The organism is Methylobacterium sp. AMS5 (assembly GCF_001542815.1).
In the GTDB taxonomy this organism is placed as follows: Bacteria; Pseudomonadota; Alphaproteobacteria; order Rhizobiales; family Beijerinckiaceae; genus Methylobacterium.
In genome coordinates this window covers 3640487-3659198 of record NZ_CP006992.1, presented here as the reverse complement: position 1 = coordinate 3659198, position 18712 = coordinate 3640487, and the positions used below count along the sequence as shown (strand labels likewise).

Annotated in this window: 15 protein-coding genes and 1 pseudogene; 5 read left to right on the top strand and 11 right to left on the bottom strand. The window is 68.2% G+C overall.

Annotated features, from left to right (window positions below):
- Nucleotides 1–148: 148 nt before the first annotated feature.
- Nucleotides 149–952: a Cof-type HAD-IIB family hydrolase gene (locus tag Y590_RS16460; RefSeq protein WP_060770797.1), complete on the bottom strand. Its 804-nt coding sequence runs from the start codon at nt 950–952 to the stop codon at nt 149–151.
- An 8-nt stretch (nt 953–960) separates the two neighbouring features.
- The gene (locus tag Y590_RS16455) at nt 961–1503 is read right to left on the bottom strand and encodes a gluconokinase (RefSeq protein WP_060770796.1); all 543 of its coding nucleotides are present in this window, start codon (nt 1501–1503) and stop codon (nt 961–963) included.
- Between the two features lie 302 nt (nt 1504–1805).
- On the opposite strand from Y590_RS16455, the pseudogene Y590_RS16450 reads away from it, so the two are divergent.
- Both Y590_RS16450 and Y590_RS16445 read left to right on the top strand, forming a co-directional pair.
- Nucleotides 1806–2973 (top strand): annotated as a pseudogene (locus Y590_RS16450) (polysaccharide biosynthesis/export family protein).
- Nucleotides 2974–2984: 11 nt separating this feature from the next.
- Nucleotides 2985–3677: a phosphorylase gene (locus Y590_RS16445; RefSeq protein WP_201026795.1), complete on the top strand. Its 693-nt coding sequence runs from the start codon at nt 2985–2987 to the stop codon at nt 3675–3677.
- 207 nt (nt 3678–3884) lie between these two features.
- Here Y590_RS16445 and hpnH read toward each other — a convergent pair whose 3' ends face one another.
- Entirely contained in the window at nt 3885–5048 is a 1164-nt protein-coding gene (gene hpnH / locus Y590_RS16440; RefSeq protein WP_003601722.1) for an adenosyl-hopene transferase HpnH, read from the bottom strand.
- Nucleotides 5049–5795: 747 nt separating this feature from the next.
- On the opposite strand from hpnH, the gene Y590_RS16435 reads away from it, so the two are divergent.
- Nucleotides 5796–8444, top strand: coding sequence for an MMPL family transporter (locus Y590_RS16435; RefSeq protein ID WP_060770794.1), 2649 nt, complete (start codon nt 5796–5798; stop codon nt 8442–8444).
- A 47-nt stretch (nt 8445–8491) separates the two neighbouring features.
- Nucleotides 8492–8761, top strand: a complete 270-nt coding sequence (locus tag Y590_RS16430; RefSeq protein WP_060770793.1) for a type II toxin-antitoxin system Phd/YefM family antitoxin — start codon at nt 8492–8494, stop codon at nt 8759–8761.
- A gap of 403 nt (nt 8762–9164) precedes the next feature.
- Here Y590_RS16430 and hpnK read toward each other — a convergent pair whose 3' ends face one another.
- The 5 genes from hpnK to Y590_RS16405 all read right to left on the bottom strand — a co-directional run bounded on the left by hpnK (nt 9165) and on the right by Y590_RS16405 (nt 14746).
- Nucleotides 9165–10016 carry a hopanoid biosynthesis-associated protein HpnK gene (gene hpnK / locus Y590_RS16425; protein ID WP_060770792.1) on the bottom strand — a complete coding sequence of 284 codons (852 nt, stop codon included), beginning with the start codon at nt 10014–10016 and terminating at the stop codon, nt 9165–9167.
- A 129-nt stretch (nt 10017–10145) separates the two neighbouring features.
- Nucleotides 10146–11570, bottom strand: a complete 1425-nt coding sequence (hpnJ, locus tag Y590_RS16420) for a hopanoid biosynthesis associated radical SAM protein HpnJ (protein WP_060770791.1) — start codon at nt 11568–11570, stop codon at nt 10146–10148.
- Between the two features lie 58 nt (nt 11571–11628).
- A complete protein-coding gene (gene hpnI, locus Y590_RS16415; protein ID WP_060770790.1) occupies nt 11629–12825 on the bottom strand; it encodes a bacteriohopanetetrol glucosamine biosynthesis glycosyltransferase HpnI in 1197 nt (398 codons plus the stop codon).
- 173 nt (nt 12826–12998) lie between these two features.
- Complete coding sequence (locus Y590_RS16410) at nt 12999–13622, bottom strand: MlaC/ttg2D family ABC transporter substrate-binding protein (protein ID WP_060770789.1); 624 nt, start codon at nt 13620–13622, stop codon at nt 12999–13001.
- On the bottom strand, nt 13613–14746 hold the full coding sequence (locus tag Y590_RS16405) for an HpnL family protein (protein WP_060770788.1): 1134 nt from the start codon (nt 14744–14746) through the stop codon (nt 13613–13615). The genes Y590_RS16410 and Y590_RS16405 overlap by 10 nt, the downstream gene beginning before the upstream one ends.
- A 211-nt stretch (nt 14747–14957) precedes the next feature.
- Between Y590_RS16405 and Y590_RS16400 the strand changes: the two genes are divergently transcribed.
- The gene (locus tag Y590_RS16400; protein WP_060770787.1) at nt 14958–16151 is read left to right on the top strand and encodes a hypothetical protein; all 1194 of its coding nucleotides are present in this window, start codon (nt 14958–14960) and stop codon (nt 16149–16151) included.
- A gap of 425 nt (nt 16152–16576) precedes the next feature.
- Here the strand turns inward: Y590_RS16400 and Y590_RS16395 are convergent, their stop codons facing one another.
- The 3 genes from Y590_RS16395 to Y590_RS16385 form a co-directional block, all read right to left on the bottom strand.
- Nucleotides 16577–16789: a hypothetical protein gene (locus Y590_RS16395; protein ID WP_060770786.1), complete on the bottom strand. Its 213-nt coding sequence runs from the start codon at nt 16787–16789 to the stop codon at nt 16577–16579.
- Nucleotides 16790–16857: 68 nt separating this feature from the next.
- A complete protein-coding gene (locus tag Y590_RS16390; protein ID WP_060770785.1) occupies nt 16858–17469 on the bottom strand; it encodes a glutathione S-transferase in 612 nt (203 codons plus the stop codon).
- A 50-nt stretch (nt 17470–17519) separates the two neighbouring features.
- Nucleotides 17520–18662 (bottom strand): dienelactone hydrolase family protein, encoded by a 1143-nt coding sequence (locus Y590_RS16385; RefSeq protein WP_060770784.1) that lies wholly within the window; start codon nt 18660–18662, stop codon nt 17520–17522.
- Nucleotides 18663–18712: the final 50 nt, after the last annotated feature.

The following is an 18712-nucleotide window of genomic DNA, read 5'->3' as shown; positions in this document are numbered from 1 at the left end:
TCGTTACGGCTCAGTTTGTCTCTCCTGGGTCGGGGCCAAATGAGGCGGGAACGTGGAGTCCGGCCAATTCCCTGCGGATGCCGAGGTCCGTGGCGCCAGCCCTGTCGCAGATGGGGCACAGCCCTCCGCCCGGCCGCGGGCGCCGATTTCAGGCGTCCCCGAACACGAACCGGTTGATCGCGCGGGCGAAACCGTCCTCGTTGTTGCCTGAGGTCACCGCGGAGGCGGCCTGCCGGACCGCGGGGGCGGCGTTGCCCATGGCGATCGACAATCCGCTCTCGCGAAACAGGGCGATGTCGTTGGCCGCATCGCCCAGCGTGGCGATTCGCTGCCGCGGGATGCCGAGCTGGCGGCCGAGGTCGGCGACGAAGCTGCCCTTGTCGATGCCGGGCGGCGTCACGTCGAGGTAGTAGGGCTGCGAGCAATGCACGGCGGCCCGCCCCTCCAGCTCCGCCGCGAGCGCCTCTTCCAGCCGCGCGAGCCCGGCATGATCGCGGCTCACGCCGACGATCTTGGCCGCCCGGCCGAGCAGGGGCGACAGGTCCGGCACCACGCTCGGCTCCGTCTGCAAGGTGCGCCGCTCGAGGTCGGTGTAGGGGGCTTGGTCGTCGCGCAGGTTCCAGGCGCCGTCCGCGAACACCCAGAGGTTGATCCCGGCCGCATCGAGGCGCGCGGCCGCCTCGCGGGCGACCGATTCGGGGATCAGCCGCTCCGAGATCGGCCGGAGGTCGGGCGTACAGACGGTGCTGCCGTTGAAGGCGCCCAGCGGCAGCCGCAGGTCGAGCGCCTCGGCGAGGTGGCGCAGGCCGACCGGCGGGCGGCTGGAGGCCAGGGTGAAGCCGATCCCGGCAGAGCCGAGCCGCCGCACCGCCTCGATCGCAGCCGGCGTGAGTTGCTTGTCGTCGGTGACGAGCGTTCCGTCGACGTCGGAGACGACGAGGGCGATGGCCATGCTCTCTCCTATGCGCAGATGTCGCCCGCGGGGATGTCGAGACGGGTGGCGACCGCCGCGACGATGGCGTCGGGCCCCTCCTCGATGCCGACGGTGATCGGGTCTTCCTCCGGGCCGGGTGGTTCGAGGGCGGCGAACTGGCTGTCGAGCAGCGAGGCCGGCATGAAATGGCCGTGCCGCGCCCGGATCCGGTCCTGGATGACCTCACGGCTCCCTTCGAGGAAGACGATGCGCACCCGCTGGGGATCGCCGATCAGGGCCCGGCGGTAGGCCCGCTTGAGGGCCGAGCAGGCGACCACGGCGTTCTCTCCGGCCGCGATTCGTGCGTCGATCCAGGCACGGATGCGGCCGAGCCAGGGCTGACGCGCCGCGTCGTCGAGCGGGTGCCCGTCCTGCATCCGGGCAATGCTCTCGGGCGTGTGGAAATCGTCGCCGTCGGCGAAGGTCCAGCCGAGCCGCTCGGCCAGCAGCGCGGCCACCGTGCTCTTGCCAGAGCCCGAAACGCCCATCACCACCAGGACGGTCGGGGCGGAGGATCGGGGAACGGTCATCCAACGCCTTGAAAGAGCGATGTGGGCCTGCGCCGGACGCCCTGCCCCGTCGTGGATCGGGCGGCGCCGGCTTGGCCGGACGCAGACAGGTAGCGGACCTGAGCGCCAGGACCATCCTCCGTCCCCCCAGCTCTGCCTTCGATTCGATCGAGCCTCGCTTCCGAAGAGGGCGGGATCGGTGTGGGCTGCGGGGAAAGGCGGCCCGGTTCGGTGCTCCCCGGCCCGGTGTGGCGGCCTCGCCACGGACAGCTTGGCCGGTTTCGGCTACCCACCCCGATGAGAAAAACCGTCAGGCGGCCTGAATGCGCGCTCTAGCCATTGCTCTCCTCACCGCCACGGCGGTGTCGGGGTGCTCCATCCTGCCGGCCGCGGGGCCGACCACCTCGGCGATCGAGAGCGGCGCCGACGTCGCCACCGCCGAAGGCCTGTTCGCCCGCTACGAAATCATCGACATCACTCCCGCCCTCGTCGAGGCCCTGCGCACCCGCCCCCTCGACAGCCTCCTCGTCACCTTCGGTGACAGCCGCCCGGCGCTCGAACCGGTGATCGGCGTCGGCGACTACGTGGCGGTTCAGGTCTGGGAAGCCGGTTCCGGCGGCCTGTTCTCCGGCCCGCTCGTCTCCGACCGCTTCTCCGCCGGCTCGAAGTCCGCGATGATTCCCGAGCAGGTGGTCGGGCCCGATGGCGGCATCACCGTTCCCTATGCCGGCCGGATCAAGGTCGTCGGACGCCGGACCCAGGACGTCCAGGCGCTGATCGAGACCGAACTCGCCGGCAAGGCGATCCAGCCGCAGGTGCTCGTTTCCGTCACCAAGCCGGTCTCGCAATCGGTGACCGTCACCGGCGAAGCGGCCACGGGCATGCGCGTGCCGCTGTCGGGCCGCGGCGACCGCCTGCTCGACGTCATCGCCCAGGCCGGCGGCGTGCGTACTCCGGTGGCCGAGACCTTCGTGCGGCTGTCGCGCGGCAACCGCACCGTCACAGTGCCGATGACCACGGTGGTCGCCAATCCGCGCGAGAACATCTTCGTGCGGCCGAACGATACGCTGACCCTGGTGCGCGACCCGCAGACCTTCCTGGCCGTGGGTGCGCTCGGCAACACCACCGAGGTGCCGTTCACGGCGGACGGCCTGACGCTGTCGCAGGCGCTGGCGCGCGCCTCCGGCCTGCGCGAGATCCAGGCCGATCCGGCCGGCGTGTTCATCTTCCGCTACGAGCCGGCGGCGGGTGGTGCGGCGGCTGCGGCCCAATTCGCCGCTGCTGTCCTCACCGCAAGTGCCGGTGGTGTACCGGGTGAACCTGCGCGACGCGCAGGGGATGTTCCTGACGCAGAGCTTCCGCATGCGGAACCGCGACCTCGTCTATGTGTCGAGTTCGCCGTTTGCCGAGCTGGGCAAGGTGCTGAGCGTGTTCTCGACCGTGGCCTCGCCGATCGCGGCGGGCGCCTCGATCTACACCGTCACGCGGTGATCCAGGACCCGGTGGCGTCCGGCGCGGTGACGGGGGGAGCAATCCTCGCGGTCGCGGGATTGGCCCGCGAGGCCCGCATCGCCGCCGGGCCGGGCGTCGAGACGATCCAGGCCGGCGGCAACCCCGAGCGGTTGCGGGCCGCGCTCGACCGACGGTCTCCCGGTGACCTGCGCGCGGTCGTCAGCTTCGGGATCGCCGGGGGGCTCGATCCCGCCCTGCGGCCGGGTGACATCGTCGTTGGCACGCATCTCGACGCGGACCGGCTTTTCCCTGCCGATCCCGACCTTGCCCGCTGCCTGTCGGAGCGCCTGACCGGCTCGCCGGATCGCGTCGTCGCGGGCGGCCTCGTCGGCTCCGCGGTCGCGGTCATGACCGTTGCCGACAAGGCGGCGCTGCATGCACGCACCGGCGCCCTGGCGGTCGATATGGAATCGCATGTGGCCGCCGCCTACGCCGCCCGCCATGCCCTCCCCTTCGCAGCGATCCGGGTGGTCTGCGACCCCGCAGGACGCGCCCTGCCCGCCTTCGCGGCCTCGGCCCTGACTCCGGAGGGCGAGCCGGACATCCGGGCAGTGCTCGGTGCGCTGCTGCGCGGCCGCGCCCGGATCGGCGAGCTGATTCGGCTCGGCCGCGATTCCTCGGCGGCCTTTGCGGCGCTCGCCCGCTGCCGGGCGCAGCTCGGACCGGGTCTCGGGTTGCTGTAAGGCCGCCTGACGAGGCGCTCGGTCGCCGGTAGCTTCCCCCTTGCCTCATGACGGTGCAGCGGGCGCGCCACACGGGGCGCTCAGCCATCGCTACGGCCGTGGCGCGCCTTCAGACGTAAGACGATCCAGCGCGACGCCGTCGAAACGAAAAGACCCGCGCGGCTTGTGCCGCGCGGGTCTCTCATGGGGAGCGGGGAAGCGCGTCGCTCAGGCGGCGGTGCGCTTGCGGGCTTCCTGCTTGGTGTCGACGCCCGAGGCTTTGATCTCGGACAGCTTCTGGGCGACGTTGCGGGAGAACACGAACTCGGCCGGGCGCTGGTTCTCCAGCGAGATCTCCGGCGCCATGTCGCCCTCGGTCTTGATGCCGCGGATCGCGTGGATCAGCGGCTTCCACGGCTTCTTGACCGAATCGACCACCGAAGAGGCCTCGTAGCCCGAGTGGACCATGCAGTCGGCGCACTTCTCGTAGTTGCCGGTGCCGTAGGAATCCCAGTCGGTCTCTTCCATCAGTTCCTTGAAGGTCGCCGCATAGCCCTCGCCGAGCAGGTAGCAGGGCTTCTGCCAGCCGAACACGGTGCGGGTCGGGTTGCCCCACGGGGTGCAGTGGTAGGTCTGGTTGCCGGCGAGGAAGTCGAGGAACAGGCCCGACTGCTGGAAGGTCCACTTCTCGCGGCCCTTCTCCTTGCCGTGCCGGAACACGCCGCGGAACAGGTCCTTGGTCGCTTTGCGGTTGAGGAAGTGCTTCTGGTCCGGCGCGCGCTCGTAGGCGTAGCCGGGCGAGACGGTGATGCCGTCGATGCCCATGCGGGTCACCGAATCGAAGAAGTCGGCGATCTTGTCCGGCGAGGAATTGTTGAAGAAGGTGCAGTTGATGGTGACGCGGAAGCCCATCTCCTTGGCCTTCGCGATGGCCGCCACCGCCTTGTCGTAGACGCCGCGCTGGCACACCGAGCCGTCGTGCATCTCCTTGTCGCCGTCGAGATGGATCGACCACGTGAAGTAGGGGCTCGGCTTGTAGTCCTTGATCTTCTTCTCAAGGAGCAGCGCGTTGGTGCAGACGATCGCGAACTTCTTCTGCGCGATGATGCCCTGCACGATCTGCGGCAGATCCTTGTGGAGAAGCGGCTCGCCGCCGGCGATCACGACCACCGGTGCACCGCACTCGCGCACGGATTCGAGCGCCTCGTCCACCGGCAGGCGCTTGTTCAGGATCTCGTCCGGGTAATCGATCTTCCCGCAGCCGGCGCAAGCGAGATTGCAGCGGAACAGCGGCTCCATCATCATGACGAGCGGGTAGCGCTTCCGTCCCGTGATGTGCTGCTTGAGGATGTAACCGCCGATCTTCGCGACGTACCGTATGGGGATTCCCAAGACGCGGCTCCTTGGATGCGCGGGTTCCGGACTTAGCCGGGCTGCTTAGCGTGAGAAGGACAGGAGTTCCAGCGCATTAGGCTGGAACTGTTCCGAGAGGGCGCGCTTTGAGCGCGATTTCGAGAGACTGTGTCGTGCCGGTCTCGCGGCCGGCCTCCGGCTTCGGGGACGAAGCCCGTGGTCGCGCGATCCGAACCGGGAATGATCGTCTGATTTCCGCATTCTGCGGCAGATTTTTGACCGTTCCTCTGCACAGACAAGCCGCAAGGGGCGAAACGGGGCGAAACACGTTCACGAATTCTTGCACGATTTCTCGTGCGGCGTCCGCGACCCCGTCTTGAAGCCGACATCGTTCGGAATGCTTGTGCGAAGCGATATCGCCGCGCAATCCGGTTGCAGTGCGCAATCGCACCGCCGCCGCCGGATCGGACCGGTTTGCCGGGCCGCGTTGCATTCCCCCGCTGGGACAAGTAGGTAGCGCGCCAATGACACGAATGATTGGCGCGGAGGCTTGAGCAAGCTCTTCGCGCGATCCGTGTTCGACGGACAGGGGTCGCCGGCCGTCGGCGCCCCTGCCCGGTTTATCGCTCGCGAGGGTCACGTCCCGCGGGCCAAGACGAGGATCGATTCGGCGCGTCGCCGCCTGCTGAGGACGCCGCGTCCTGTTCGCGGGGAGGACGGGACTTCGGCGTCCCGGCCCGTCGTCACGCGGGGACAGGTCGGATCGTTAGGCAGACAGGGTTTTACGTGATCGAACGTCTCGTCGCGTTTTCCGTCAGGCGCCGCTGGCTGGTACTGGTGGCTGCGGCGCTCCTCACGGTCGCGGGCGCGGGCGCGGCCGCCCACCTGTTCCGCATCAACACCGATGTCGAGCGGTTGATCGAGCCGAGCGTCTCCTGGCGCAAGGACGAGATCGCCTTCGAGAAGGCGTTCCCGCAGCGCACGAATCTCGTGGCCGCGGTGATCGACGGCGAGACGCCGGAGATCGCCGAGGAGGCCGCCGCACGCTTCGCCGAGGCGCTCAAGGCGCACCGCTCCGAGATCGAGACAGTGTACCGTCCCGACGGCGGCCCGTTCTTCGACCGCAACGGCCTCCTGCTGATGTCGCAGGAGGAGTTGGAGCAGACCACCCAGCGCCTGATCGAGCAGCAGGGCCTTCTCGGGCCGCTGGCCGCCGACCCGTCGCTCCGGGGCGTGATGCGGGTGCTCTCCCTCGGCGTGAAGGGCGTGAAGAGCGGCGACGCCAAGCTCGAAGACCTCGCCCAGCCGATGGGGCAGATCGACGAGACCCTGCGCAAGACCCTCGACGGGCAGCGCGCCCGCATGTCGTGGCAGACCCTGCTCGCGGGCGGGCGCAACGAGACCACGGACACCCGCAAGTTCGTGATGATCCAGCCGGTGCTCGACTACAACGCGCTGGAGCCGGGCCGCGAGGCGACCCAACTGATCCGGCGCCTGGCCGCCGAGCAGAACATCGATGCGGCGCACGGCCTGCGCATTCGCCTGACCGGGCCGGTGGCGGTGGCCGACGACGAGTTTGCGACGCTCGCCGACGACGCCCTCCTGAACTACTCGCTGACGACCGCCGCGATCGTCCTGTTCCTGTGGCTGGCGCTGCGCTCCGGCCCCCTCGTCATCTCGGTCCTGATCACGACCTTCGCGGGTCTCGTCGTGACAGCCGCCCTCGGGCTCATCATGGTGGGCGAGCTGAACCCGATCTCGGTGGCCTTCGCCGCCCTGTTCGTGGGGCTCGGCATCGATTTCGGCATCCAGTTCGCCGTCCGCTACCGGGCCGACCGCTACGAACTCGGCAGCGTCGATGCGGCTCTGCGCGGTGCAGCGCGCGGCGTCGGCTGGTCGCTGACGCTCGCGGCGGTGTCGCTGCTGGCCGGCTTCTTCGCCTTCCTGCCCACGCAGTTCCGCGGCGTGTCCGAACTCGGCCTCATCGCCGGCGTCGGCATGATCGTGGCCTACCTGTTCTCGCTCACCCTGCTCCCGGCCCTGATCGCGGTGTTCAACCCGCGCGGCGAGAAGCGGGCGGTCGAGACGACGTGGATGGCGGGCGTCGACCACTGGATCATCGAGCACCGCAAGTGGGTGTTGATCTTCGTCGGCGTGATCACCCTCGCCGGCATCCCGCTGCTTTTGAAGCTGCCCTTCGATTCCAACCCGATGCACCTTCGCAGCCCGAAGGTGGAGTCGATCGCGACCTATCTCGACCTGATCAAGGATCCGGCCACCAGCCCGAACTCGATCGATGTGCTAGCCCCGAACGTCGATGCGGTCCCTGCCCTCTCCAAGCGTCTGGAAGGGCTCGATGCGGTCGCCAAGGTGATCTCGATCGACACCTTCGTGCCCCGCGATCAGGACCAGAAGCTCGCCACGATCCAAGAGACGGCGCAACTCCTCGGCCCGGCCCTCAACCCGTCGCGCAAGCCGCCCCCGCCGACGGATGCGGAGAACGTCAAGGCGCTCAAGGAGACGGCCGCGGCGCTGAAGAGCATCGCGAACGGCGATTCGGCCGGCGCCAAGGCGGCGAACCGTCTGTCGGGCACCCTCGACACCCTCGCTGCCGCCCCGGCGGAGAAGCGCGAGGCGGCCAGCGTCGCGCTCACCACCGATCTGAAGACCCTGATGAGCCGTCTGTCCGGGCTGCTCGATCCGAAGAAGATCACCCTCGACAACCTGCCCAAGCCGCTGAAGGCCGAGTGGGTGACGAGCGACGGCCGTGCCCGCATCGAGGTTCACCCCAAGGGCGACTCGAACGACGACGAGGTGCTGCGCCGCTTCGCCAAGGAGGTGCAGACGATCGATCCCCACGCCACGGGCGCGCCGATCGCCACGACCGAGTCGAGCTACACCATCCTCGGCGCCTTCGTGCAGGCGGGTCTGACGGCGCTCGCGCTGATCTTCATCCTGCTCTCGGTCGCACTGCGCAAACCCTGGGACGTGGCGATGACGCTCGGCCCGCTGGTGCTGGCGACGCTGTGGACGCTGATGGCGCTCAAGGTCATCGGCATGCCACTGAACTTCGCCAACATCATCGCCCTGCCCCTGATGCTGGCGGTCGGTGTCGCCTTCCACATCTACTATGTGATCGCGTGGCGCGCCGGCGTCGTCGACATGCTGGCCTCCAGCCTGACGCGGGCGATCTTCTTCTCGGCGCTGACCACGGGCACCGCCTTCGGCTCGTTGATGCTGTCGAGCCATCCCGGCACCGCCAGCATGGGCGAATTGCTCGCGCTGTCGCTGTTCTTCACGCTGATCGCGGCCTTCTTCGTGGTCCCGGCCTTCCTCGGCCCCCCGCCGAAGCGGCCGGATGCCGACCGCCCCGAGGGCAAGGAAGCCGGCCGCCCGCCGGGCACGGTCGCCCGCGAGCACGCGACGGTAAAATGAGAGGTGGGCTGGACCCTTCCAGGTCCAGCCCTTGCTCTTTGGGCGTCATGACGACGATTCCGATTCAAGCCCTCGAACCTGAGCGGCAAATCCCGGTTCGCCGTGTCGAGCGGGGAGAAACCATCGTGGTCACGCAGGACGGGAAGCCCATTTTGGATTTCGTCCCGCGTCGGCGCGGCACGGGGGGAGTCGACTTCGAGGCCGGGCAGGCTTTCCTGCGGCAGCGCGGGATCATGAATCCCTTCCCTTACGTCGCGGATGACTTCGACGATCCGTTGCCGGAGGATTCCCTGATCCGGCCGATGCCCGAGGCGTAAGATTTATTCTCGACGCTTACAGCTCTTTTATGCTTTCCCTCACCCCTGGTGATTGGCATAAACTATGAGCTGCCACCTCACAGATCCCTGATTTGTCGCGTGCTGGTGATGGTTTTGAGGTGGAAGAGGTTGCCCTTGATTAGAAGCAACCTCCTTATTGCAACCAAGGCATTTGTATATCCCCGAAAAAGGCGCGGCCTGACCGGGTGAGTGGACCTTATCAAACTCGTTGCTTTCATTCTTCGTAAGATTCGAGCCATATTTATACGAGGCCATGCCTATTCCCTAGGTGTCACTGGTGAAGTGAATCCATCTTAAGGTGATGTGCAGGTTGCTCGAAAGGGCTCGCAACCTCACGTTAACGTGAATTTTATGTTGCCTATAAGGACTGCGTTTAAATTTTTTATATGTTCGGGTGACCGAAATCGGAAAACCCGCCCAGGATCGCTCCGCTCCGCTCGACGGCCTCCCGCGCCTGCGGCGCGATCAGCGCATCCCGCTCGGCGGCATAAAGGTAGCCTGGGGCCTCCCCGGGGAAGCCGCCTGCACTCGCCGGGTGGGTGTAGAGTTCGGTGAGCCCGTCGGGCAGGTGGCGCAGCAGGGCGGTGACGCGCTCCGGGGTCATCGCACCAGACCAAGCAAGGCCGAGGGTCCGGGTCGGGATCAGCAGGCCCGCCTGCCGGGCGCGCACGGCGAGAAGGGCCGACCACGGCGCCGTGTCGAGAGCGGGCTTGGCTTGGAAGCCGGGCTCCGCGCGCCGCAGCAGATCGCGCGGCTCACGCGGCACCCGCAGCGCCCGCATCCCGTAATCGCGGCCGATCCGCAGCACCATTCCGGCGATCAGCGGGTGGATGTGGAAATGCTTGTGCGCGTTGACGTGATCGAGCGGCAGGCCCGTGGCGCGGAACGCCTCGAACTGCGCCCGGATCTCGGCGGCGAGCTGCCGCCGGGCGCTCGCCTTGAGGGCAAGGTCGAGTCCGAGCCGCTCCATGTCGCGCCGCATCAGCCCCTGCGCGTCCGTCAGGTCGGGAAGCTCGGCGGGCGGCAGGGTCGGCCACGCCTCGACCAGCACGAGGTGCAGTCCGACCCGCAGGGACGGCGTCCGCCGCGCGCGGGCGACGGCGTCGTCGGCGCCGGGCGCGGAGACCATCAGGCTCGCCGCGGTGAGGATGCCGTTGCGATGGGCCTGTTCGACGGCCTCGTTGACCTCACGGCTGAGGCCGAAATCGTCCGCGGTGACGACCAGTCGCTTCAAGCTCTGTCCCTCTCGCGGGTGTCGAGAGGGCAAGCCCTCTCGCGGGTTCAGGGCGGACCCCTGGAAGCAGGAAAGGCCGGGCGGGTGCCCGGCCTTTCCTGTTTGCTCGATGGAGCCGGCGGCTCGGCGTTACGCGGCGGCCTTGCGGTCCCGGAGGAAGTGCCAGAACTCGACGCCCTCGCGCAGGCGGCGCTTCATCATCTCGGGCGAGCGGACCATCTCGTTGACGATCGAGGCGATCTTCGGGGCGCGGAAGTAGAACTTCCGGTAGAACTCCTCGACCGCGGAGAAGATCTCCGAGTGCGACAGGTGCGGGTAGTGCAGCGGCGCGATCTGCACGCCGTTCTCGTCCACGAGTTCGGCGTTCTCGACGTCGAGCCAGCCGTTCTCCACCGCCTGCTTGTAGAGGAAGGTGCCCGGATAGGGTGCCGCCAGCGAGACCTGAATCGTGTGCGGGTTGATGCGCTTGGCAAACGCGATCGTTTCCTGGATCGTCTCCTTCGTCTCGCCCGGCAGGCCGACGATGAAGGTGCCATGGATGGCGATGCCGAGTTCGTGGCAGTTCTTGGTGAACTTCTCCGCGACTTCGACGCGCATGCCCTTCTTGATGTTGTTCAGGATCTGCTGGTTGCCGGACTCGTAGCCGACGAGCAGCAGGCGCAGGCCGTTGTCACGCAGAACCTTCAGGGTCTCGTAGGGCACGTTGGCCTTGGCGTTGCAGGACCACGTCACGCCGAGCTTGCCCAGCTCGCGGGCGATCTCTTCCGCGCGCGGCAGGTTATCGGTGAAGGTGTCGTCGTCGAAGAAGAACTCCTTCGTCTGAGGGAATTCCTTCAGGCAGTACTTGATCTCTTCGATGACGTGCGCGACCGAGCGGGTGCGGTAGGTGTGGCCGCCGACGGTCTGCGGCCAGAGGCAGAAGGTGCAGCGGCTCTTGCAGCCGCGGCCCGAGTAGAACGAGATGTAGGGGTGCTTGAGGTACCCGATGAAGTACTTCTCCATCTCGAGGTCGCGCTTGTACACGCTCGTGACGAAGGGAAGCTGGTCCATGTCCGTCATGATCTCGCGATCCTCGTTATGGACCACGACGCCGTTGGCGTCCCGATAGGACAGACCCTTGATCTCCGACATCGGCACGCCGTCGGCGACTTCCTTGACGGTGAAGTCGAACTCGTTGCGGGCGCAGAAATCGATGCACGGGGCCTGGGCCATGGAGCCGGCGGCATCCACGGCGACCTTGGCGCCGATCAGGCCGGCGATCAGCCGCGGATTGGCGGCCTTGAGCGCCTCGACGGTCTTCACGTCGGACTTGAAGGACGGGACCGAGGTGTGGAGCACCACGAGGTCGAAATCGTTGGCCTGGGCCACGATCTCTTCGAGCTTGATGTTGTGCGGGGGCGCGTCGATCAGCTTCGAGTTCGGCACCAGGGCCGCCGGCTGGGCCAGCCAGGTCGGGTACCAGAACGACTTGATCTCGCGCTTGGCCTGGTAGCGCGAGCCGGCGCCGCCATCGAAGCCGTCGAAGGTGGGGGCCTGCAGGAAGAGCGTGCGCATGGGGTTCAAGGCCTCAAGGCTCGAGCGTTGGAATGTATAAGGGCGAATGGTTTGAAGCTTAGACCGAAGTCGCGCGCGACTCGCGACCGAGGCCGTGCTCCGGAATCAGCGTACCGTCCGCAACCACACGGTAATCGTGACCTTTCCATGTCACCGCACCCGAGACGAAGCTCCAGGTGAAGTTGATGAAGGACAGCATGTCACGAATCGGCAACAGCCAGTAGGCGTGGGGGGAGAGCCCGAAGGCCCGCTCGATGCGCAGGCACAGCAGGATGCGGCAGGTAAGGGCCAGGGCGGCGACCGCGAGCGCGCCGGAGCCGGCGCCGGGCATCAGCGCGGCGAGCAGCGCCAGTGGGAAGGCGTGGGTCACGACGGATCCGGCATAGCCCTTCGGATCGACGTTGCGGATGGTGCGGTTCCAGCGCAGTTCGTGCCGCCACAGGCCGGACAGCTCGGTATCGACGCAGGCATGCCCGATGGTGAGGGCTGGAATCGCCACCGTGCCGCCCTCGGCGCGCAGGGCTTCGCCGATCGCGTAATCGTCGGCCAGATCATCCTTGAACGCGCCGAAGCCGCCGATGCGGGCCAGCGATTCGGCCGTCATCGCGATGGTCGAGCCGAAGCAGGGCCGGGCGAGATCGAAGGTGGTGCCGAGGATGACGTTGGGCACGAACTGCACGTCGATGGCGAGCGCTGCGAGTTGGGCGCATAGGCCCCGGTCGCCCGGCACGCCGTGATAGAGGCAGGTCACGCCGGTCACACCCGGCTGCGACAGGGCGGCGGCGACGCGCTCGAGATAATCGGTCTTCACCGACATGTCGCTGTCGGCCAGCACCACGACGGCGTGGGCGATCCGCTCCGACATGTTGATGAGGTTGGAGACCTTGCGGTTCGAGCCGTGCTGGCTCGGATCCACCACGAGGTCGAGGCGCAGGGCGGGATGGGCTTCACGCAGGCGCTGCACCACGGCAATCGCCGGGTCGGCCGCGTTCTGGACACCGAACACGATCTGCACCGGGCCGGCATAATCCTGGCGGCAGAAGCTGTCGAGGTTCTCGAAGAGGTCCGGCTCCAGGCCGCAGAGGGGTTTGAGGATCGTCACACCGGGGCGCGGCGCATCGGCCGCGAACGCGGGCGACGGCCGCGCGGCGAAACGGTCGACGAGCCAAGCCGCGAGCAGGGCATAGACGCAACCGGCGAGCGCCATCAGCAGAAGCACAGATGCGATCCAGGCCGGCAGCTCGTTCAGATCCATGGCGCGGCGTTGCTCGCTGCTGTCTTGGGGCGGGGCCGCGGGCGGCGGTCTGAAGATGGTGAAGCCTGGACGCCGCCCCAAACGGGTCGCGGTCGGCTCCAGGCCTTATCGGTGGTCTCGTTCCTGCCGAATCGATGGCCGGCGGAGCGCTTCTCAATCCCTCGTCTCTGGCCCTACTCTCTGGGCGAGACTTTGGCGGCGAGCATCCCATCGGTGCGTTCGCGCATAAATTTCAGCAGGCTGTCGGCGCCACCCTTGAGCGGGTCGGCGAAGCTCGCCCGCATCGAGGCGACCTCGCTGACATTGCCGTTGAGCAGCACGTCCTGCACCTTGTGGCCGGCGTTGACGACGTAATCGACCTCCGAATCGTCGCCGTCCTTGTTCGAGACGCGGGTCGAGACGATGCGGTTGGGCCCGCGCTCCTCGCTCTTCGGCTCGATCTGGAACTTGCCGCCCGCCGCCTGCGAGAGGCGGTTGGCGTAGAGCGTGACGAAGTACCGGCCGAAGGTCTCGGTCAGCGCTTCCTGCTGCTCGGGCTTGAACGTCTTCCATTTCGGGCCGACGGCGGTGCGCACCATGGCGGGCGTGTCGAAGGTTTCGGCCAGGGTCTCGCCGACGATCGCGAGCCGGCTCTTGAGATCGCCCGCGCCGTTCTTCAGCGCCTCTTCGAACTTGGCGTAGAGTCGCCGGATCGGCGCCACGGCCGGATCGTCGGCGGCCCGGACGGGGTGCGGTGTCGCCGTGAGGGCGAGCATCGCCACGGCGGCGGCAAGGAGGCTGCGGCGGTTCAGGCGCACTTCTGGAGCGCTCCAGCTTCGTTGTCGGAGGAAAGGGGGGCGGGGGTCCGGGCGGCGGAGAAGCCGTAGGCCGGGGCGAGCGGGGTACCGCCCGAGCGGCGGCCGAGCCGTGCCCGGATCGCCCCGAGCCCTTCGCGCACCGTCTCGGTGCCGTCGGTTTCGGCAGGCGCCGCGGCCTTGCGCTCCATCAGGCTCCAAAGGGCGAGGCTCGGCAAGCCGACGGCCAGATCGGCGACGCGCTTGACCAGGGAGAGGGCGAGCGCTGCCTCCGGCGGGATGCCGAACAAGGCGCCCAGAGCGATCAGCCCGCCCTCCTGGGCTCCGATGGCGCCGGGAACGACGAAGGCGGCGCCGCGCACGGCCTGGGCGAGGCTCTCGATCACCAGCGCGTCGAGGAAGCTGATGGAATAGCCCATCGCGTTGAGGGCGACCCACACCTCGAGGGTGCCGGCGACCCAGCCGACGAGGTGGATCAGAAGCGCCGCACCGACACGGGCGCGGTTGCCGTAGAGGCGGCGCAGGTTCTCGAACAGCACGTCGATCGCGCCGAGCGCACGCCACTCGCGGCCGGCGGCGAAGCGGCTCAGCGCGGCCTCGATCAGGCGGTGCCCGCTGCGGCGCTGGATGACGTAGAACGCGGCCAGCGCCGGAATGGCGACCAGCACGCCCCCCGCGACGGTGCGGACCATCGGCCCGTCGCCGGTGATCTGCATCAGCAGGAGGAGCCCGGCGATGGTGAAGACGAGCTGCGTGACCGCCTGGGTCATCAGATCGACGAACATGCTGGCGCCGGCCATGCCGCCCGGCGTGCCGCTGCGGGTGAGCAGGCGCGCGCCGATGAGGTCGCCGCCGACCTGCGCCACCGGCAGGAGCGTGTTGATGCCCTCGCGCACGAAGCGCAGCGCGATGCAGTCACGCAGGGTCGGGCCGGCGCCGCGGGGGAACACCGCGTGCCAGCCGAGGCCCGCCCAGGCGACCGCCGCAAAGCGGGCGAGCACGACGGCGAGCGTCCCCCAACCCGCGCTGACGACCGCGGCGGTGACATCGGACACGCCGGAAGACAGGAACAGCGCGAGCGCCGTACCCAATCCAATGATCGATGCCAGTGTTGTGAGACGCTTCATCAGCCTCTTTCGATCATCGGCGAAGGCTTGTGTTGTCGAAATCCCACCCGAAGCGACCATCGAAGCTTAGCCGGTGGTGGGAAGCGTTCCGGCAGGTTGCAGCTTTGATCTGCCCTGTCTATCACCCGATTGACACACCGGGGAGCAAAGCGGCGCCCGCGGTGGCCGCTGGCGACGATTGTCGCGCGATGCCGCTTCTAGGGAGCCTCAAATGGATCGCGAGCCGCAGATCACGGCGGATTCCGCCCTGGTCGACGACGCCTCGTCGACGGGTTTTTCGCAGGGCTACGAGGGCCGTAACGACCTGGGAAGACATTCTCCCGCGACCCGTAGCCCGGTGATGGCCTGGAACGAGTGGGATCCGCTGGAGGAGGTGATCGTCGGCTCGCTCGACGGCGCCACGATCCCGACCCACCACCTCACCGTGATCTTCAACCTGCCGCGGGCGGCCCAGCCGTTCTACCGCTTCGCCTCCGGCTGGAAGTATCCGAAGTTCATGAAGAAGCTCGCGCAGGCCGAGCTCGACAACTTCATCTCGATCCTGGCCGGCGAGGGCGTGAAGGTGCGCCGCCCGGATACGGTCGACTTCTCGAAGAAGTTCAAGGCGCCGCGCTGGACCTCGCGCGGCTTCTGTGTCGCCTGCCCGCGCGACCCGTACCTCGTGATCGGTGACGAGATCATCGAGAGCCCGATGTGCTGGCGCTCGCGCTACTTCGAGGGCGACGCCTACCGCTCGCTGTTCAAGGAATATTTTCGCAATGGCGCGCGGTGGACATCGGCACCGCGCCCTCAATTGACGGATGACCTCTACAACTACGATTATCGGGTGCCGAACCTGAAGGCCGGCGAACCGATGCAGTTCACGGTCAACGAGTTCGAGCCGGTCTTCGACGCCGCCGACTTCGTGCGCTGCGGCCGCGACCTGTTCGTGACCCGCTCGAACGTGACGAACCTGATGGGCATCGAGTGGCTGCGCCGCCATCTCGGCCCCGGCTTCCGCATTCACGAGATCGAGAGCCGCTGCCCGCAGCCGATGCATATCGATTCGTCGTTCATGCCACTCGCGCCCGGCAAGGTGCTGGTCAACCCCGACTACATCGACGTCGAGAAGCTCCCGGCGGTGCTCAAGAAGTGGGACGTGCTGATCGCCCCGCGCCCCGACCCGGTCGAGGGCTTCATGAGCAAGATCTCGATGTGCTCGCCCTGGACCTCGATCAACGTGCTCGCCATCGACGAGAAGAAGATCGTCGTCGACCAGAGCCAGCCGACCCTGATCAAGGCGCTGAAGGATTGGGGCTTCGACCCGATCCCGGCGCCGTTCCTCTCCTACGGCCCGTTTGGCGGCTCGTTCCACTGCGCCACGCTCGACGTGCGCCGTCGCGGCGTGCTGAAGTCGTACTTCTAAAAAGCATCGTCCTGGATGCCTGATCCAGGACGATGCTTGAGGCGCTTGTTTTCGCATCATCTTTTTTCCGAAAGCCGGAGGCCGCCTTTCGGGATGATGCTCCAGGAAACGGCCCTGCCCGGCAGCGGGCGGGGCACTTCATCGATCCGGAGCCTGCCGCGCACGCCTCGCGGCGGGCTCTTTTCGTTTCCGGCCGCGGTCGTGCTCTTGGATGGCAGGGGCTCCGCCCCGCGAGGACGGTGCGGATCATCCACCCCGTCTTCACGTGCGTCGGCGACGTGTTCCGGAAACGTCGTGTTGCGCGATGAGTGTCTCTCACAAAACGCCCGCCGCGCTGTCATCGCCAGAACGACAACGGTCAGAGACCGGGAGTTTTGTGAGGCACTGGCCTCTCGACCGGAACGCTTCGACCCGCAGAGGCAGGTTCACTCGCCGACATATCGTCCGGGCAGGCGCGTCGCCCGCTGGTAGGTCGTCCCGGCCAGCGCCAGCGCGCCGCCGTATTGCAGAAAGCCGTTCTCGGCGAGCCCGTCCGGCGCGAACGGAACCTGGAGCGCGAGCCGGGTCAGCGCATTGAGCGCGATGATCGCGAGGCAAAAGACGGCGGAGGCGAGCGAGGCGGCGACGAAATCGGGCATGGTGGATCTCCCGGCAGGGACGGCCCAAGCTAAGCAAGGGCCGAGCCAGCCGGAGGACCCATAAGAGGCTATCCGACGGGCGGACGGGTCGCGCGCATGGAGGGCCGCTCCTCGAAGCGCGCGAACCACGCGGCGAGCCGGGGCGCGTCGTCGCGCCAGGCGATATCGGAGAAACGCAGGTCGAGGTAGCCGAGCGCGCAGGCGAGCGCGATCGTGCCGATATCGACGCGATCGCCCGAAGCCTCCGCGTGCTCCTCGAACCACGCCAGCGCGCTCTCGATCTTGGCGGTCTGCCCCTCGATCCAGCCGGCCGAGCGCTCGGATTCGGGACGTGCGGTCAGCTCGTAGCGGATCAGCAGGGCGGCATCGAGTACGCCGTCGGCGGTGGATTGCTCGTTGAGCGCCCGCCACCGCGCGTCGCCTCCGGCCGGGAACAGCCGGCCGCCGCCGAGCGCGTCGAGGTATTCGCAGATCACCCGGCTGTCGGCGAGGCCTTCGCCGGAGTCGAGGATCAAGGTCGGTACCTGCGCGAGCGGATGCTGTGCCAGCACCGAGCGGTCGCGCTTGACCGGGTGGACGGCGCTCGGCAGCAGCTCCAGCCGCCCGGCGAGGCCGAGTTCGTGGGCGACCACCATCACCTTCCGCACGAAGGGCGAGCTGTGCGAGTGGAACAGCTTCATCGGCTTGTCGGCATCCTTTGAGGTTTCGGGTCGAGGCGGAAGACGGGCGGTCAGCGCTGCACGGCGGCGGGCGTCGCCGGTACCTTCGGCATCTCGACGCCGAGGCGCTTGACCGGCCAGCCGTCGCCCCAGCGGCGCATGTCGCTGAAAGCGGGATCGTTCTTCAGGCTCTGGGCATCCTTGCCGGCGAAGGCGGCCGTCGCCGCCATGTCGAAGGTGCGCCAGAAGGCGAGGAAATCGAGGCTGTCGGCGCGGGCGTTGTTGATCTGCGAGACCAGGGTCGTCTGCTCGCCCGAAAGCGACATGTCGGCCGACCAGCGGAAGGGCGGCGGCTTCTCGCCGGGCGGGTCGGGCGGCAGCTTGATCGCGCCGCCGTCATAGGCCGCGTCGAGCCCGGCGGGCGAGGCGAGCGTCGCGGTGAGCGCGGGGAAGCCGTGGTCGTCCGAGAGCGCCCGCACCAACAGCTTGCGCTCGGGCGGCACGGAACGGGCGTCGCGCAGGATGCGCCGGGCGGCGGCATCGGCGGCCCGCGCGTCGCGGTCGCCGATCACCGTGACCAACAGGGTCTTGGGCGACATGCCGTCGAGATCGCCGAGCGGGATGCCGCGGGACTTGGCGTCCCGGGCGATGCCGCCGGGCATCACGACGTAGACGAGCTTCGGCGCGGGCAGGCCCTCCTGTGCGGCTTCCGCCGCGAGGTGGGCGGCAAGCGGGGCGCCTGCCAGATGCCCGATCAGGGCGAGACGGCCGGTATCCGGCTTCGCGTCGGCGTCGCCTGCGAGGTCCGCCAGCGCCGATTTGAGCAGGCGCGCGGCGATGGCCGGCGCGTCGGAGGGCCGGGTGCGGTTCACCTCTTGGAAGCGGGGAAACAGCACGAGCCAGCCATGGCGGGCGAGGTGGTCGATCCAGGCGCCGTAGGCCTGCGGGTTCGGCGCGCCCCAGGCGTGCAGGAACACCGCCACCGGCCGCCCGCCCTCGGGCGCCGGGCCCGCCTTGTAGAAGGCATAGGTCGCCGCGCTCGCCTTGCCGACCGCGCGCTTGGTGATGGTGGCGGCCTTGTCGCCGACGCCGCCCGGTCCCTCCGCCGGCTGGGCCGGGGGCGCGGCGGCCAAGACCGGCCCGGCCACGGACAGGGCGGCCAGCATGCCCAGGGCGGGCCAACGCAGGGCGGCAAGTCCGGATTTCGGGCGCATCAATCTCTCGACGATCGGCGAAACACTGTGCCGATCCCCTCCGTTCGCGG